Source organism: Eudoraea sp., from assembly GCF_049669105.1.
Classification (GTDB): domain Bacteria; phylum Bacteroidota; class Bacteroidia; order Flavobacteriales; family Flavobacteriaceae; genus Eudoraea.
On sequence record NZ_JBATKE010000023.1, the window covers coordinates 35,666 to 52,612 of the forward strand.

Sequence of the window (16,947 nt, forward strand, 5' to 3'; positions counted from 1 at the left end):
CCAGTTGGTAAAATCTTGTCTAATTGTGACACCTTAATTAAAGTAATTCTCTTTAATTATTAGAATTTTCTATAAGCGCGATAACCTAATTGCAACCACCCCAAAATCAAAAGAAGCCCCCCAATTGGGGTAATAAAGCCAATGGTTCGAAAATCAAAGCCAGTCAGGCTATTTGTAGCCAACAAATAAATGGAAAAGGAGAAAAATACAATCCCTGAAACAATGAAATAATAAACCAGTTTCTTCTCCTCTTCGGGAATACTTTTCACACTTCCAAGAATAAGTAATAAAAGGGCATGATACATTTGATAAGTTACTCCGGTCTTAAAAGAAGCTATCGCATCTGAAGATAAGAGATTCTCCAGTCCATGAGCTCCAAAAGCACCTAAAACTACTGCCAATACTCCAAAGAAAACCCCTGTACAGAAAATTGTTTTGTTCATAACTTAAATGGCCATATTTTTGACAAATGTAACAATTTGATACCTTAGTCTCTGCAATACTTCTATTAGAAAATAAATTTAATGTCACGAAAAATATTAGTCATAGGGGCCGGAAAATCTACCTCGTATTTGTTGGATTACTTTTTGAAAAAAGCAGATTCAGAAAACCTGCATTTAACTATTGGGGATCTGAATCCCAGGATAATTTCTGATGAAATAAAAAACCATCCTTCTTGTAAAGTAATAAAGTTGGATATATTTAAAGAAGATGAAAGGGAGATGGCCATAAAAAACTCGGACATTGTTATTTCCATGCTCCCGGCACGGTTTCATATAAAAGTAGCTGAAGATTGCATTCGTTTTAAAAAACATATGGTTACTGCCTCCTATATAAGTGAAGAAATTAAAGCATTAGATGCTACTGCTAAAAAAAATGGCTTGGTTTTTATGAACGAAATAGGCTTAGACCCTGGTATAGACCATATGAGCGCCATGCAAATAATTAATAGAATAAGGGATAAGGGAGGTAAAATGCTATTATTTGAATCATTTACTGGCGGTCTGGTAGCTCCTGAAAGTGATACTAATCTATGGAATTACAAATTTACATGGAACCCCAGAAATGTTGTACTTGCCGGACAAGGTGGAACTGCTAAATTTATACAGGAAGGTTCCTATAAATATATTCCTTATCATAAATTATTCAGACGAACTGAATTTATGAATATTGAAGGTTATGGAACTTTTGAAGCATATGCAAACAGAGATTCTTTAAAATACAGGGAAGCATATGGCCTGAAGAATGCACTAACTCTTTACAGAGGTACCATGAGACGCGTTGGATTCTCAAAAGCCTGGAATATGTTTGTTCAGCTGGGTATGACAGATGATAGTTATACCGTAGAAAATTCCGAAGGCATGTCCTACAGGGAATTTACTAATCTTTTTCTTCCCTATTCACCCACAGATTCCGTTGAACTTAAACTCAGACACTATCTCAAAATTGATCAGGATGATATTATGTGGGAAAAACTGCTGGAGTTAAACCTGTTCGATTCAACAAAAATTATTAATATAAAAAATGCTTCCCCGGCCCAGATGTTGCAAAAAATATTGGAAGACAGTTGGACCATGGCGCATGACGATAAAGATATGATCGTCATGTACCATAAATTCGGATATGAACTGAATGGAAAAAAACAACAACTGGATGCCAATATGGTGGTGATTGGCGAAAATCATACCCATACAGCAATGGCCAAAACTGTTGGCTTACCTGTGGCTATTGCCACCTTACAAATACTTAATAAAAAAATCTCCACCCCAGGTGTCCAGATACCGATATTAAAGGAAATATATGAACCAATCTTAAAAGAGTTAGTCAATTACGGAGTAGAGTTTAAGGAGTATAACAATCCTTATTTAGGTTATAATCCTGATTCTGTAGCAGGTTAATATTTGTAACTAATTTTGGTATCTTTAGGTATTAAATGAAAGCCTGTTCATGAAACCCGGTAATGAAAATATAAAAATTGATGGGATTGATAAAAAAATCCTAAGATTCCTTATGCAGGATGCAAGAAAGCCAATATTAGAAATTGCCAGAAATATTGGAATCTCAGGAGCTGCTATTCATCAAAGACTTCGAAAACTGGAAAAGTCCGGCCTTATTGCCGGATCTAAATTCATTGTGAATCCAAAAGTTTTGGGTTATACAACCATGGCGTATATTGGTATTTTTCTTGATAAGGCCATGAGTAATCCGATAGCTGTGAAACAATTGGAAAAAATACCGGAAGTCCTGGAATGCCATTATACTACTGGAAATTGGTCTATCCTTATCAAAGTTCTATGCAAAGACAATGAACATCTTATGCATTTGTTAAACAAAAAAATTCAGCAGATTGAAGGTGTTTCCAGGACAGAGACCTTCATATCTCTAGATCAACAAATAGACCGTCAAATTACTATTTAATAGTTCAAAAATATTCCTTTAATAGAACTAATCTCTTCCACCGAATACCTGAAACCCCCAATAAACCAAAGAGGCCAGAGAGCCAATTGCAGCAACTACATAAGTTCTTGCCGCCCATTTCAAGGAATCCTCAGATCCCTTATATTCTTCTTGTGAAACAATGTTCTTCCTTTTTAACCAGGCCAACGCCCTGTTACTTGCATCATATTCCACAGGAAGGGTAATAAAACTGAATAGTGTGGCAAAACCCATCATGATTAACCCCGCTACGGCAATATAAAACCCGAATTGGCCTCCCTGCCCCTCTGTTGAAGCAGCCAATATAAGCCCTCCGAAGACTACCCATGTAGACATACCCGATGTAACGCTCACTACAGGAACTAATTTAGAACGAATTGAAAGCCATTCGTAGGCCTGTGCATGCTGAACTGCATGGCCACATTCATGAGCAGCAACAGCAGCTGCAGCCGCATTGCGCTGGTTATAAACCCCTTCACTTAGATTTACTGTTTTGGTTTTCGGGTTGTAATGATCTGTAAGCATACCAGCTGTGGAGACTACTTTAACATCTCTAATGCCATGATCACTCAACATTTGTTCAGCAATCTCTGCACCACTCATGCCATTACGCAAATGTACTTTGGAATAATAATTAAACTTGCTTTTAAGTTTTCTACTAACTAACCAGCTTACCAGGGCAATTGCACCGAGTAATACATAATAAATTGTCATAATTTCGTTTTTTGCTAATTTAAAAGTAGTAATTAAATAACAAAAACCCGGCCAATATAGAGCCGGGGTTTTTATACTGACAAAATGTACATTTACACTGTTATCTCATTCCAATTAAATGCTTCTAAAATCTCCTTGTAAACTACTTCTCCGTGTACAATATTGAGCCCTTTATGCAATGAAGAATCTACTTCACAGGCCATTTCCCAGCCTAAATTTGCAAGTTTGAGGACATATGGCAATGTTACATTTGTAAGTGCCATAGTAGAAGTATAAGGTACAGCCCCGGGCATATTAGCTACAGAATAATGTACTACATCATTAATTATATAAATAGGGTCTTCATGTGTGGTTGGTCTCGTAGTCTCGACACACCCACCCTGATCCACAGCTACATCAACAATTACTGTTCCTTTGCGCATATCTTTAAGCATATCCCTGGTGATGAGTTTAGGGGCCTTTGAGCCTTTTAATAGTACCCCCCCAATAATGAGATCATGAGTTTTTATATGCTTTCTTATATTAAATTCATTAGAAAACTCAGTTACCACATGGCTGGGCATTACATCATTTATATAACGAAGTCTCTTCATATTAACATCTAATATGGTAACATGGGCACCAAGACCGGCTGCCATTTTTGCAGCCTGAGTTCCAACTACACCAGCACCAAGAACCAGAACTCTGCCGGGTGCAACCCCCGGAACACCACCCAACAAAACTCCCCTACCCTTAACTGGCTTCTCCAGATATTTCGCTCCTTGTTGTATAGCCATCCTACCTGCTACTTCAGACATCGGGGTCAACAAAGGAAGGGTTCTATCTTCGTCCTCAACAGTTTCATAGGCTATGCAAACAGCCTTTCGTTCTATCATTGCCTTTGTCAAAGTTTCACTGGATGCAAAATGAAAATAGGTGAAAATAACCTGCCCCTTTTGTATAAAGTTATATTCCTTTTCTATAGGTTCCTTTACTTTGACAATCATCTCCGACAGTGCATAAACCTGCCCAATGGTATCTAATATCAGTGCACCCGCTTTTTTATAATCCTCATCAAAAAACCCGCTTCCTTCACCTGCACCGGACTGAATGTAAACAGTGTGATTATACTTAACAAGCTCAAATACTCCAGCGGGTGTCATTCCCACCCTGCTTTCGTTGTTCTTGATTTCTTTTGGTACACCTATAATCATAGTATTATATTTTTAAGTTCATGTCAAAAATGTAACAATAAATACTGATAATGAAATAAAATCGACAAAATGTGGGGTAATAACTCTATAATAATACTTTTTTGAAACTATACCCCATAAATATATAGGGTATGTTTTCTATTAATTGCTATTTTTATGTGTTATTATGCAAATTTTAGGGGGCATAATGTGTTAAATATAATAATATTCAATTATTTCGCTTATAACAGATTATATTAATTGCTCAAAAATCCTAGTTTCCATGAACCAATCATGGATCAGGAATAAGGCCCTTTTAACACAAATCTTGTTGGATAAGGATTAGCCTACGATATTCACTATTTTGCCCGGTACCACAATCACCTTCTTTGGGATTCGACCCTGAAGTTGTGCCTTAGTTTTTTCGTGGGACATAACGGCGGACTCTATTTCTTCTTTTCCCATATCCAAAGGAAGTTCGATGGTGAAACGCATTTTCCCATTAAAGGAAATTGGATAGTCCTTGCTATTTTCAATGAGGTAGTCTGCCTCAAAATTCGGAAATGGCTCCGTTGAAACAGATGCTGAATGCCCCAACTTTTCCCAAAGTTCTTCAGAAATATGGGGCGCATAGGGGGAGAGCAAAATTGCAAGTGGTTCCAGTATCTCCCTGCTGGTACACTTTTGGGTGGAAAGCTCATTTACACAAATCATAAACGTTGCTACTGAAGTATTGAATGAGAAATGTTCAATATCCTCTTCCACTTTTTTGATGGTTTTATGAAGTGATTTTAGTGATTCTTTGGATGGTGGCTGCTCTGTAACCTGAAATCCACCTTCAGGCCCGGTATGATAAAGCCGCCATAGTTTTTTTAGAAAAGCATATACTCCTGAGATACCGGCTGTATTCCATGGTTTCGCCTGTTCCAGTGGCCCCAGAAACATTTCATACATCCGTAAGGCATCTGCCCCATATTCCTCACATATTTCATCCGGGTTGACCACATTGTATTTAGATTTGGACATTTTTTCAACCTCACGCCCAACAATGTATTTACCATTTTCTAAAATGAAGTCAGCATCTTTAAACTCTGGCCTCCATTTTTTAAAGGCTTCAATATCCAATTCATCCGAAGAGTTAACCAAAGAGACATCGGCATGTAATGGACTTACATTTATATCATTTATTAATCCTTTGGATATCAATTTATTCGTTCCTTCTTCTCTATACACAAAGGCACTTGTGCCCAGAATCATTCCCTGGTTAATTAATTTTTTGGCATATTCCTGATGAGGAACCATTTCCTTGTCGAACATAAATTTCTGCCAAAAACGGGAGTATAATAAATGTCCGGTGGCGTGTTCAACACCTCCGATATAAAGATCTACCTGCTGCCAGTAGTTAATAGCATCTTGAGAGAAGATTTCCTTATTGTTTTCAGGATCCATATACCGGTTAAAATATTGCGAACTACCTGCCCATCCAGGCATTGTATTAAGCTCTAAAGGGAAAACGTTCACATTGTCAATTAAACTATTGTTTACCACCTTAGATTTCTGTTTATCCCATGCCCACTCTGTCGCATTCCCCAATGGTGGTTCTCCTGTTTCTGTAGGCAAATACTTTTCTACCTCAGGCAGCATCAAAGGAAGGCAGTCTTCATCGATCATTTTAGGCATTCCATCTACATAATATACCGGAAAAGGTTCACCCCAATAGCGCTGGCGACTAAAAACCGCATCTCTAAGTCGGTAGTTAACCTTTCCTTTCCCCAGACCAATGTTTTCCAATTCAGAGATTACTTTTTTAGTGGCCTGTTTATAATTTAAACCATTTAAAAACTCAGAATTGGCAATTATAGTCAATTCTTTATCTGCAAATGCCTCTTGGGATATATCTATTCCTTCAAAAATATTAGGAATATGGATCTTAAAATGCTTTGCGAAATCATAATCGCGTTGGTCCCCACTTGGGACAGACATTACAGCTCCGGTACCATAACCGGCTAAAACATAATCCCCAATCCAAATGGGTATTGGTTCCCTGGTAAAAGGATGTTCAACAAATGCGCCTGTGAAAACACCGGTAATAGTTTTTACATCTGCTAACCTATCTCGTTCTGATCGTTTGGAAGTGCTTTGAACGTAAGTCTCGACTTCCACTTTTTGTTCTTCTGTGGTTATTTTTGATACCAATTCATGCTCTGGAGCAAGAGTCATAAAACTAACTCCGAAAATTGTATCAGGCCGGGTAGTGAACACCTCAATAGGGTGAGAGATATTGCTATCCCCTGAAGGTATTGTGTTAAAAGTAACTGAAGCACCTACAGACCTGCCAATCCAATTTGCCTGTGCGTCTTTTAAAGACTGAGGCCAATCTACTTTTTGTAAATCATCGAGGAGGCGTTGTGCATAAGCTGTAATACGCATGCTCCATTGGGTCATTTTTTTGCGTACCACAGGATGTCCTCCGCGTTCAGATACGCCATTAACAATCTCATCATTTGCAAGTACAGTTCCAAGCGCAGGACACCAATTAACCTCTGTATCTGCTAAATAGGTCAATCTGTACTTTAATAATATTTCTTCCTGTTTCTTTGAATTCAGCTCATTCCATTCCGCGGCAGTAAAGAATGGGGTATCTTCATCACAGGATGCATTGATATTGGCATTTCCCTCTTTTTTGAAAATTTCTATAAGTTGTTCTATTTCTTCAGCTTTATCCTTGCTTTTATTGTACCAGGAATTGAAAAGTTGAATAAATATCCATTGTGTCCATTTGTAATATTTTGGGTCAGAAGTGCGAACTTCCCTGCTCCAGTCAAAGGAAAACCCTAGTTTATCCAGTTGTTCTCTGTATCTGGCTATATTGGTCTCGGTGGTAATAGATGGGTGTTGTCCGGTTTGTATAGCGTATTGTTCTGCCGGAAGCCCAAAGGAATCATAGCCCATAGGATGTAAAACATTGAATCCTTTATGTCTTTTATAACGGGTATAAATATCACTGGCAATATAACCTAAAGGATGTCCAACATGAAGACCGGCCCCTGATGGGTAGGGAAACATATCCAGAACATAATACTTCTCCTTATCCGAGCCATTAATCGCTTTAAATGTGTTATTGTGCGCCCAATATCTTTGCCATTTGGCCTCAATCTCCCTAAAATTATAGCTCATAATTTTTGTTTATAACCGATACCGCGCAAAAATAAGTTTATTCAATTTACTTTCCTATTTTTACGTATTCATATCCCACTATGAGCAAATCTTTTGAACGCTATCAAAAACGCAAATTGATCTCTTCCTACTTTTCAGTGGTGTTGAGTATTGGTCTCGTGCTTTTTTTATTAGGTGTTTTAGGCCTTTTAGTGCTAAACACCAAAAAATTAGCAGATCATTTTAAAGAACAAATCAAAATATCTGTTTTCTTAAAGGATAATGCCAAGGAAGTTGAAGTTGATCAGTTGCAGAAAAGCCTGGTAATGTCAGATTATACCAAATCTGCCGTCTATGTCTCCAAAGAAGAAGCGGCTGAGGTGCACAGTGCGGAAATTGGTGAAAACTTCCTTGAGTTTTTGGGTTATAATCCTCTTAAAAATTCAATTGATGTGGCTTTAAAAGCAGATTTTGTTTCTACAGAACAAGTAGAGGAAATTGCAACAGAACTTGCCAAAAAGGACTATGTTGAAGAAGTAAGTTATGATAAGCCTCTTATTGCGCTGCTTACAGATAATGTTAAAAGGATTTCCTTCTGGATATTAGTGGCTAGTGCTGTTTTTACACTAATCGCTGTTTTATTAATTAATAGTTCCATCCGTTTATCCATATATTCTAAACGCTTTATTATAAAAACAATGCAAATGGTGGGTGCCACAAAAAGGTTTATCAGAAGGCCTTTTATTTGGACAAATATTAAATTAGGCATGCTAGGTTCATTAATAGCACTAATAGCGTTGGGAACTGTTCTTTATTATGTTGATATGAATTTTCCAGAATTAAATCTTTTACAGGACTTCACGATATTGAGTATCCTTTTTGTAGGTGTTTTTGTTTTAGGCGTACTTATTTCATTAATAAGTACTTATTTTGCAACCCAACGCTTTCTTAATCTCAGAACAGATGATTTATATTATTAAATTTGCAGCATGAGTCAAAAGCAAAAAAATAAACAAAATCAGGCCCCAAAGCCTGAATTTATCTTCCAGAGAAGAAACTACCTCTTTATGTTTATAGGGCTTGCCTGTATGGCCCTTGGTTTTATATTAATGAGCGGAGGAGGAAGTGATGACCCTAATGTATTTAACCCCGATATATATAACTTCAGAAGAATTCGATTGGCGCCAACTTTAGTCCTGATAGGTTTAGGGATCGAGATATATGCCATTTTATTAAATCCACATAAGAAGAAAAACGATTAATTGGAAATCATAGACGCAATTATCCTTGGCATAGTCCAGGGATTAACAGAATTTTTACCTGTTTCATCCAGTGGTCATCTGGAATTAGGAAAGGCAATTTTAGGCGATAACTCTATCCCCCAGGAAAGCTTGCTGTTTACTGTAGTGCTTCATTTTGCCACCGCCCTAAGTACAATTGTGGTCTTTAGGCAAGACGTATGGGAGATTATCAGAGGTTTATTTCAATTTAAGTGGAATGAGGAAACGCGTTTTTCTTTAAAGATTGTTATATCTATGATCCCTGCTTCAATTGTGGGACTGATTTTTGAAGAACAGCTAGAAGGTTTTTTTGGTGGCAATGTAGCATTTGTAGGCTACATGCTTCTTATTACAGCACTACTCCTATACCTTGCAGATAAGGCCAGAGAAACTCAGAAAAAAGTAACCTATTTAAATGCTTTTGTCATAGGTGTATCTCAGGCAATTGCAATACTACCGGGTATTTCCAGGAGTGGGGCTACGATATCCACTTCTGTATTGTTGGGTGTAGATAAGACTAAAGCTGCCCGATTTTCATTTTTAATGGTTGTACCCCTTATAATAGGTAAAATGGCCAAAGATATTATTGGTGGGGAACTCCAATATCAAAGTGAGCAAGCCATTGCTATGGGAGCAGGTTTTATAGCTGCTTTCATAGCAGGTTTAGTCGCATGTACCTGGATGATTCAGCTCGTTAAAAAAAGTAAGTTGAGTTACTTTGCTATTTACTGTTTTATTGTTGGATGTATTGCCATAGGTTTTGGTCTTTTGGGTTAAATCCTTAATTTTTAAATTTTTACTTAAATTATTGTCTTGAAAACCAAGGAAGATTTTTTGGAGGGCCAACTTATTCTAATTGACAAGCCTTTAAATTGGTCTTCTTTTCAGGCCGTTAATGCCGTCAAATGGGCAATTAGAAAAAGATTCCAGTTAAAAAAAATTAAAGTAGGTCATGCCGGGACTTTAGACCCCCTAGCCAGCGGGCTTTTATTAATATGTGCCGGGAAATTTACGAAGCGGATTCATGAATTTCAAGGTATGCCAAAGGAGTATGAGGGCACTATTACATTAGGCAGCTCAACCCCTTCTTACGACCTGGAGACCGAAGTGGATAATGTATATCCAACAGATCATATCACTCATGAATTAATTCATAAGACAAAAGCTTTGTTTCTTGGTAAGATCGCTCAAAAACCTCCTGTTTTTTCGGCTTTGAAAAAAGATGGAAAGCGTATGTATGAATATGCAAGAGAAGGCAAGGAATTGGAGATAAAAGCCCGGTTTGTTGAAGTTTTAGAATTTGAGATTTTGGAAATAAATCTGCCCGTATTACGATTCAGGATACGATGCAGCAAAGGCACATATATAAGATCTATCGCCCATGATTTTGGTAAAGCATTGAATTCCGGGGGCCACTTATCATCCCTTAGAAGAACCAAAATAGGGGACTATAACGTAAATAATGCGATAGCACCGGCAAATTTTAAAGAAATGATGAATGTTTAACAACTTTAAAATGAGGTGTTGAGTGAAATATATTATTAAAAATTTGGTTATAGAAATATGGACCTGAATCGAAGTCAGCTTTCTCTTATAATTACTTTCTTCTCTCTATCGATAGTGATATTGTTACTTTTTAATATTCACTTGGGATCTGAGGAACAGGAAGAGTATATAATTGAATTGAGCTTGGCGGACGAGGAGCTTGAAAAAATAATTGAAGAGTTGGAAAGGCAGGAGGAGATGGCCAAAGCAGATCCCATAAAAAGTCATATGGCTTTTAACGAAACCGCCAAATCTAGTTTGGAAGAACCGGAACCTCTAAAAACACTTGAAGAACTATTAGAGGAAAAAGAAGCTTCGATGAATGAAGATGACTTCAAAGAATTTTTGAATTCAGATTCAGGATATGCAGCCAGCCTCAAGGATCTCGTAAAAAAAAGAGAAGAAAAAAAACAACAACTAGAGGAAGTCGAGGCTAATAAACAAGAATTCACAAATAAGCTTGAAAAAAGAAAAACTTCCATTTCATATTCACTGGTTGATCGTTCTAATTATTTACTTCCACCACCAATATATACCTGTATTGAAGGTGGTAGAGTTGTAGTGAATATTGAAGTAGATGCTTCAGGCAATGTTATTGATGCTAATTTCAATTCAAAAAGTTCTAATACATCTAATGGCTGCCTTGTTGATAACGCTATTTCCTATGCCTTAGAGGCAAAATTTAGTTCAGCATCGAGAGCTACTCAAAAAGGCACAATAACCTACCTATTTCAAAGTAAGTAATCCCAAGAGATCGTCGAGGATATTTTCCCCTTTATCTTTATTATACCAAAGCTGCAAATCTTGCTTAAATTCGGGTGTAAGTTCGCCGTTTTCTTTTTTATAAACTTCAACCATTTTAGTTGCCTTAGTAGGTCTTGGCCCCCAGGAATTAATAACTTCCATACGCTGTTCATCAATCATTATGAGTTTGGGAATAGACAAGGTTCCATTTGTTCGAAAAAGATCCATGAGCTCCGGGTTTTCATCTCGCAATGCTACTTTAAACTTAATTTTTGCTGATGATTCCGCTATCTTATTCATTACGGGCATTGCAGGGGCAGCGTCACCACACCAACTTTCGGTTAAAACGAGCCATAAAACTGGTTTTTCCCATTTTTTAACTCTCTTATTTGCAGTGTCCGACAATTTTAGTGTTTTATCCCATCGTCTTATCCTCTGGTTATTTAACAGAGTATAATTGATCAGAGACTCTTTCTGTTCAACGCCTGTAGTCCTTTTGAGTGCAGTCAATTCATCCAATAGATTTCGATAATCTTCATAGGTATATGCACGGGACAATGCAGATTCAATTAGTTTTTCTTGCAGTATTAGATCTTCGGTATTTTTCATTTCCCTATAGTCGTGTAAAATCAAAAAACCAAACAGTATTTTGTTTCAAATTGGTTTTTTTTGGCCATCTCTCCTATCGCATCATTAATACTATTTAGAACACCAAGACATTAAGAGTAGTTAAGGCATGCTCTATTTATAAGGAGTTTTTGAAATATGAGGCTACAAGTTTTCCGGATTTATGGCAAGGCTCCTGAAAAGCTTCGCCTTTTCAGTTAAGTATTTATTCTGCACTTCATTCTGTTTAAGTTCAGAATCTATTAGTTTACTTTCCCTACTAATTATCAAAAACAAAGAACTTTCTCCAAAATCGAATTTTCTTTCTTCTGCTGCCAATAGTTTATTATAGTCACCAACAATATCCTCTATAAGTGAATTCTGTATCTGATAAGAATCCAAAGCATTATAGATTGCCAAAACTTTATTTTGAATTTCGATTTCAGCATTGTCCAATTCAAATTGAGTATCGTTTAGTTTAAACTTTGCTAATTTTAAATCCCCTCTTTCTTTTCTTAAAAACAATGGGAATAGGAAGTTAACACCTCCTTTGTATTGTTGTGAATCATAAGAATTCAGAGTTCCCGGGGTTTCTGTAAGGAAGTTATACTCGATATCAATTCTCGGTAGTAGTTTATTGGCTTTTAATCTCTTATCTACTTCCAGGCCAGCCAATTTAAACCCTAAAGACTTAATCTTGGGGTGATTTTCCAATGAAAAACTATCCAATGGTTTTCCCATGATTTCCAGAGTGATATCCACCTCCCTATTTATACCGATATTTGGAATGACATTTGGCTGCAACTCTATTGGAATATTATTCTCCATCCATAAAAAATTCGAAAGTTCCAAAGTCTTATTGGTAAGCTCAACCATGGCTTGTTCGAGACGAAGTTGCCTGTCCTGAAATGCAATTTTGGCTTCCACGACATCTATTGATGCGATATCACCTGCTTCTGCACTACGCTTAATTCCTTCCAATCTGGAACTGGCATTATCAACAAAATTCTCATAAACCGTTTTGTTTCTGTATGCCTGTAACCAATCAAAATATGCTACTGACGCTTTAAAAAGAATCTCATTAACTAATAAATCTCTATCTGCTAAGGTCTGTTCTTTAAAATATTTGGCCCGTTTTAAGGTTGCCATTCTTTCATTGATCCATATTCCTTGAAGCACAGAAACAGAGATTCCCGCACTAAACAATCCGCCCTCTGGCAATGATTCATCTGGATTTAAAAATTCTCCTTCATCCTGCTGAAAGTTACCTTTTAATTCTATCCCATACCAAGTGGGGACTTTGAATGTAGCATTAAAACGGTCATAATACTCAACACCCTTAAACTGTTTTCTTTCGTAATCTACTTCAATTTTTGGATCAAATCCTCCTCTTGAGCGCATTAGATTTGCTTGCCCAATACCGATTTGTAATTCAGCCTGACGAGCAATAGGATGATATTTTTTCACATACCCTAAAAACTCATAAAAGCTTAAAACGAGGGTGTCGTTTACCTGTGCGTTTAATGAAAGTGAAGCGAAAAGAATAAGTAAAAACCAGTGCTTTTTCATATTACTATTTCTCAGATTTAGACATGTCCCCATTCGGCTGATAGTAATTTGGAGGGAAACCATTGAGCTGTCGCCACAATTCAAACCAAATCGGCACGTCTTCTAAAAGTGCTATAGTATAGGCTCCAGAACCAACTCTTAGATCCTTTGGCCATTGATGGTCGTTAGGATCAGGTGCTAATAGTATTCTATATTTCCCATTATCACTTATAAAAGTTTCAATGGCCACCACCTTTCCTCCATATGTACCATAAGAGACATTTGGCCACCCGCTAAATACAATTGCCGGCCAACCATCAAATTGTACTCTAACCTCCTCACCCAGGTGCATTAAGGGCAGATCTATAGGTTTTATATAAGTCTCTACGGCCAATTCGTAATCGGCGGGCATAATACCAACTAATTCTTCTCCTTCCTTAAAGGTCTCTCCAACTCCCGCTTTAATCGCTTTATTTATAAAGCCGTTTTGAGGAGCCTTTATAAAGTACATATCATTGCGCATAGAGTAATTAGTAAACTCGTTTTCCAGTTTTGTTACCTGAGCCTCAGAATCGAACTGATTAGACTGTGCGGTGAACATATCACTCTGTGCTTTTGATGTTTTATCGGCGTATTCTGCCTTTACTCTATTTATTTCCACTTCGGCATTGATGACTTCGTTTATCGCGGCGAGAAGTTTATTTTCCTGCGAGATAAGTTTGGCCTGAGTTTCTTGCAATTTTAACTTCTTTTCTTCTACATCCGTCACCGCCTTCAATCCCTCATTTTCAAGCTGAAGTACCCGATTGTATTGTCTTTGTGCAATGGTAATGTTTGTCTTGGCCGCTTCCAGGTCGATACTATCACTTTCTACTTTAAGGTTAGCTTGAATAAGTTTGTTTTTAGCCTGGAGTAATTTTAATTCTCTTTCTCTACTCAAAGCCGCTATTTGATTATTAAGCGCTTTAACCTTGCCTTCATAAGATGTAACCGCACTTGATTTGGCCCTAATTTGCTGCCCGGTTCTTTCCACTAAATTGGGATCAAAATACTCATTCTTTATCTCGGAAATAAAAAGAATTGTATCCCCTTTTTTTACATAATCCCCTTCCTGCACATACCATTTTTCAATTCTACCGGGAATTGGCGATTGTATGGTCTGAGGTCTTTGACCTGGACTTAAGGTGGTTAAATAACCATTTCCTGATACATTCTGTGTCCAGGGTAAAAAAAGTATAATCAACGCAATACCGGCAAATATCAATAGAAACCGATTAAAGTGTTTATAATACTTTGTATGAAAAACTTTCTGTGAAGAGGTATAAACACTCAGATCTACTTTCTGATTTAGTTTATTATGTGAAATGTTTAGCATGTCTTCTAACTTTGGTTTTTTATTTTACCATTTTCCATGGTAATAATGGTGGTACATTTTTGTTCCCATCTTGGATTTTGACTTACTACCAGTAGTGCCCATGGGTTTGACTTATCCGATAAGAAATCCATTATTTCCTTCGTTTCTTTAGCATTAAAATGATCTAATGGATCCTTTAAAATCAACATCTTTGGCTTTTTAACTATACTACGTGCCAAAACAATTTTCTTAGAAACTACATAAGGTATTTGCTGGCCTTCGGGATAAAGCATTGTATTAAGTCCTTTAGGTTGGTTCTTTACAAATTCCACTAAGCCGGTTTTCTCTAAAACCCAATACACCTCATCTTCTGTAATAGAAGTATCTCCGAAAGTAATGTTCTCTAAAATACTGCCCTCGAAAGGAGATTCCTCAGGGAGAGATTTTCCTATATGCGAACGATAATAATTTATATTGATCATTTGCAAAGAAGCATTGTTTACATAGATATTTCCTTTATCGGGTTCTACAATTCCGGCAATTAATCGAAGCAGAGTAGACTTACCAGAACCGCTATTGCCATGTATTAATATTCTGCAGCCGGGGGTAATAGTAAGCGAGACCGAATCAATGATCTGCTTTTCGCGCCCAGGAACATTATAACTAACTTCATCTAATTCTACAGTGAAAGCTTCATCTTCCTTAAAAGGCATTTCCCCATCTTGCGGCTCTAATTCCTTATCTACCACTTGCCCCAGTTTTTCTATTGAAGTTAGCAAGTCATAAAATGTCTCTAATCCTAATATTAGTTTCTCAACGGAGTTAATCACCAACAATATTATGATTTCGGCAGCAACAAATTGTCCAATATTCATCTCCTGATTAAGGACAAGAATCCCCCCTATAAGCAATAGGCCAAGGGTAACCAGAACTTTAAAACCAATCATCTGAATAAACTGAATCACTAATATTTTAAAGTGACTTTCCCTGGCACCAAGATAGTCAGACACTAAAACGTCAGTCTTATTCATAGCTAAATTTGTTTTACCAGACAGCTTAAAACTAACTATTGAGCGCGCTACCTCCTGGATCCAATGGGCAACTTTATATTTATTTTTTGATTCATCTAAACTGGTCTCCAAACCCCGTTGTGCGGTAAATTTGAAGACTACATATATTAGTAGTAATAAAAGAATTCCATAGATTATAAAAAATGGATGATAGAATGACAGCAATAACAAACCAAGAATAATTTGTAACAAAGCTGCCGGGAAATCAATTAAAATCTTTGACAGTCCTTTCTGTACATTTAAGGTATCAAAAAAACGATTAGCCAACTCCGGAGGATAGAAATTAAGTAGTTGGTCCATCTTTATTTTTGGGAACCGGTAAGCAAATTCAAATGCAGATCTTGTAAATATTTTTTGCTGCACATTTTCAATAATCCGTATCTGCATTAATTGCAGGACACCAACAAAAGCGACACCTAATGTTACAAGAATTACCAGAATTATCCAGGACGTACTTACCTGGGCACCCTGGATCAGGTTTATTATGGCTTGTATTCCTAATGGAAGGGATAAATTGACGACCCCAGCAAATATAGCATAGTAAAATACCTGAATGATATCTCTCTTGTCAAGCTTTAATAGTCCTAATAAACGCTGCCAGGCACTAAGGATGTTTTTAGCCATTATTCTTAATATTTAGTGTGTTAAAGGCGATGTGTTTAAAATATTCTGTAGGAGTAACATTGACATCACAACTTGTTAAAGAAGAAAAATGATCCATCAAAAAATACTGATGCAGAGCACCTTCAATAAGTGTGCTGGCCAGACTTGCCGGATAGGGATAATCTGTGTTTACTTCTTTTATCATTTGACTCAGTCTATTGACAAGTCTTTTGTAAATTACGAAATAACCTTCCTTGTTTTCCATATCCACTTCTTTGGTGAGATAAGACTTAGAATATTCATTAATCACAATTTTATTTAATAATACTTCATCAATATGGGTAAAGGCCAAATCTATTTCTGTTGCCTGTGTCATGATTTCAATGGCTTTTTCCAATTTAGCGTTGGGATCAGGGATATTGTTAGTTGCAAAAACTAACCGATATTCAAGCCAACCCCAATACCAGGAAGCCAGATAAAGCAATAATTTATGCTTATTTTCAAAATAGCGATAAATGGAACTTTCATTGGATCCGATCTTTTTACCTAATTTTTTAAATGTGAAACTCTCAAAACCAATGTCATTAATCATGAGAATACTTTCTTCAACTATTCGTTTCCCCAGATTGGAAGATTCAGGGTCCTTTACATATAATTTATCATTAATCGTAATTCGAACAGATTGCAGTAACTTTTCCATCAGCTTGAAATTAAATATT

16 protein-coding genes are annotated in these 16,947 nt (G+C 36.8%); 7 read left to right on the forward strand and 9 right to left on the reverse strand.

Features of this window, described 5'->3' with window-relative positions; translation table 11 throughout:
* Positions 1 to 59: 59 nt before the first annotated feature.
* Positions 60 to 443: a DUF423 domain-containing protein gene (locus WBM60_RS01815; protein WP_424277907.1), complete on the reverse strand. Its 384-nt coding sequence runs from the start codon at positions 441 to 443 to the stop codon at positions 60 to 62.
* A gap of 81 nt (positions 444 to 524) precedes the next feature.
* On the opposite strand from WBM60_RS01815, the gene WBM60_RS01820 reads away from it, so the two are divergent.
* Positions 525 to 1,898: a saccharopine dehydrogenase family protein gene (locus tag WBM60_RS01820; protein ID WP_424262046.1), complete on the forward strand. Its 1,374-nt coding sequence runs from the start codon at positions 525 to 527 to the stop codon at positions 1,896 to 1,898.
* Between the two features lie 49 nt (positions 1,899 to 1,947).
* Positions 1,948 to 2,418: an Lrp/AsnC ligand binding domain-containing protein gene (locus WBM60_RS01825; RefSeq protein WP_424262048.1), complete on the forward strand. Its 471-nt coding sequence runs from the start codon at positions 1,948 to 1,950 to the stop codon at positions 2,416 to 2,418.
* Between the two features lie 27 nt (positions 2,419 to 2,445).
* Here the strand turns inward: WBM60_RS01825 and WBM60_RS01830 are convergent, their stop codons facing one another.
* From WBM60_RS01830 to leuS, 3 genes are all read right to left on the reverse strand, one after another.
* Positions 2,446 to 3,150 (reverse strand): zinc metallopeptidase, encoded by a 705-nt coding sequence (locus WBM60_RS01830; protein ID WP_299158430.1) that lies wholly within the window; start codon positions 3,148 to 3,150, stop codon positions 2,446 to 2,448.
* A gap of 92 nt (positions 3,151 to 3,242) precedes the next feature.
* Entirely contained in the window at positions 3,243 to 4,343 is a 1,101-nt protein-coding gene (gene ald, locus WBM60_RS01835; protein WP_424262050.1) for an alanine dehydrogenase, read from the reverse strand.
* A 321-nt stretch (positions 4,344 to 4,664) separates the two neighbouring features.
* Entirely contained in the window at positions 4,665 to 7,499 is a 2,835-nt protein-coding gene (gene leuS / locus WBM60_RS01840) for a leucine--tRNA ligase (protein WP_424262052.1), read from the reverse strand.
* A gap of 80 nt (positions 7,500 to 7,579) precedes the next feature.
* Here leuS and WBM60_RS01845 point away from each other — a divergent pair, with 80 nt between their 5' ends.
* Genes WBM60_RS01845 through WBM60_RS01865 form a run of 5 tightly spaced genes read left to right on the forward strand, consistent with a single transcriptional unit; the run spans position 7,580 to position 11,047 of the window.
* Positions 7,580 to 8,458, forward strand: a complete 879-nt coding sequence (locus WBM60_RS01845; protein WP_299158438.1) for a cell division protein FtsX — start codon at positions 7,580 to 7,582, stop codon at positions 8,456 to 8,458.
* A 9-nt stretch (positions 8,459 to 8,467) separates the two neighbouring features.
* Positions 8,468 to 8,740: a DUF3098 domain-containing protein gene (locus WBM60_RS01850; protein ID WP_299158440.1), complete on the forward strand. Its 273-nt coding sequence runs from the start codon at positions 8,468 to 8,470 to the stop codon at positions 8,738 to 8,740.
* The gene (locus WBM60_RS01855) at positions 8,741 to 9,535 is read left to right on the forward strand and encodes an undecaprenyl-diphosphate phosphatase (RefSeq protein ID WP_424262055.1); all 795 of its coding nucleotides are present in this window, start codon (positions 8,741 to 8,743) and stop codon (positions 9,533 to 9,535) included.
* Positions 9,536 to 9,571: 36 nt separating this feature from the next.
* The gene (truB, locus tag WBM60_RS01860; protein WP_424262057.1) at positions 9,572 to 10,264 is read left to right on the forward strand and encodes a tRNA pseudouridine(55) synthase TruB; all 693 of its coding nucleotides are present in this window, start codon (positions 9,572 to 9,574) and stop codon (positions 10,262 to 10,264) included.
* 57 nt (positions 10,265 to 10,321) lie between these two features.
* The gene (locus tag WBM60_RS01865; protein WP_424262059.1) at positions 10,322 to 11,047 is read left to right on the forward strand and encodes an energy transducer TonB family protein; all 726 of its coding nucleotides are present in this window, start codon (positions 10,322 to 10,324) and stop codon (positions 11,045 to 11,047) included.
* Here the strand turns inward: WBM60_RS01865 and WBM60_RS01870 are convergent.
* The 5 genes from WBM60_RS01870 to WBM60_RS01890 all read right to left on the reverse strand — a co-directional run bounded on the left by WBM60_RS01870 (position 11,030) and on the right by WBM60_RS01890 (position 16,928).
* Positions 11,030 to 11,656, reverse strand: coding sequence for a thioredoxin family protein (locus WBM60_RS01870; protein WP_424262061.1), 627 nt, complete (start codon positions 11,654 to 11,656; stop codon positions 11,030 to 11,032). The two genes, WBM60_RS01865 and WBM60_RS01870, sit on opposite strands and share 18 nt — an antisense overlap.
* Positions 11,657 to 11,818: 162 nt before the next feature.
* Positions 11,819 to 13,222, reverse strand: coding sequence for a TolC family protein (locus tag WBM60_RS01875; RefSeq protein WP_424262063.1), 1,404 nt, complete (start codon positions 13,220 to 13,222; stop codon positions 11,819 to 11,821).
* A 4-nt stretch (positions 13,223 to 13,226) separates the two neighbouring features.
* The gene (locus tag WBM60_RS01880; protein WP_424262065.1) at positions 13,227 to 14,576 is read right to left on the reverse strand and encodes an HlyD family secretion protein; all 1,350 of its coding nucleotides are present in this window, start codon (positions 14,574 to 14,576) and stop codon (positions 13,227 to 13,229) included.
* 5 nt (positions 14,577 to 14,581) lie between these two features.
* Complete coding sequence (locus WBM60_RS01885) at positions 14,582 to 16,249, reverse strand: peptidase domain-containing ABC transporter (RefSeq protein ID WP_424276262.1); 1,668 nt, start codon at positions 16,247 to 16,249, stop codon at positions 14,582 to 14,584.
* Positions 16,242 to 16,928, reverse strand: a complete 687-nt coding sequence (locus WBM60_RS01890) for a TetR/AcrR family transcriptional regulator (RefSeq protein WP_424259445.1) — start codon at positions 16,926 to 16,928, stop codon at positions 16,242 to 16,244. Before WBM60_RS01890 ends, WBM60_RS01885 begins: the two co-directional genes overlap by 8 nt.
* Between the last annotated feature and the right edge of the window lie 19 nt (positions 16,929 to 16,947).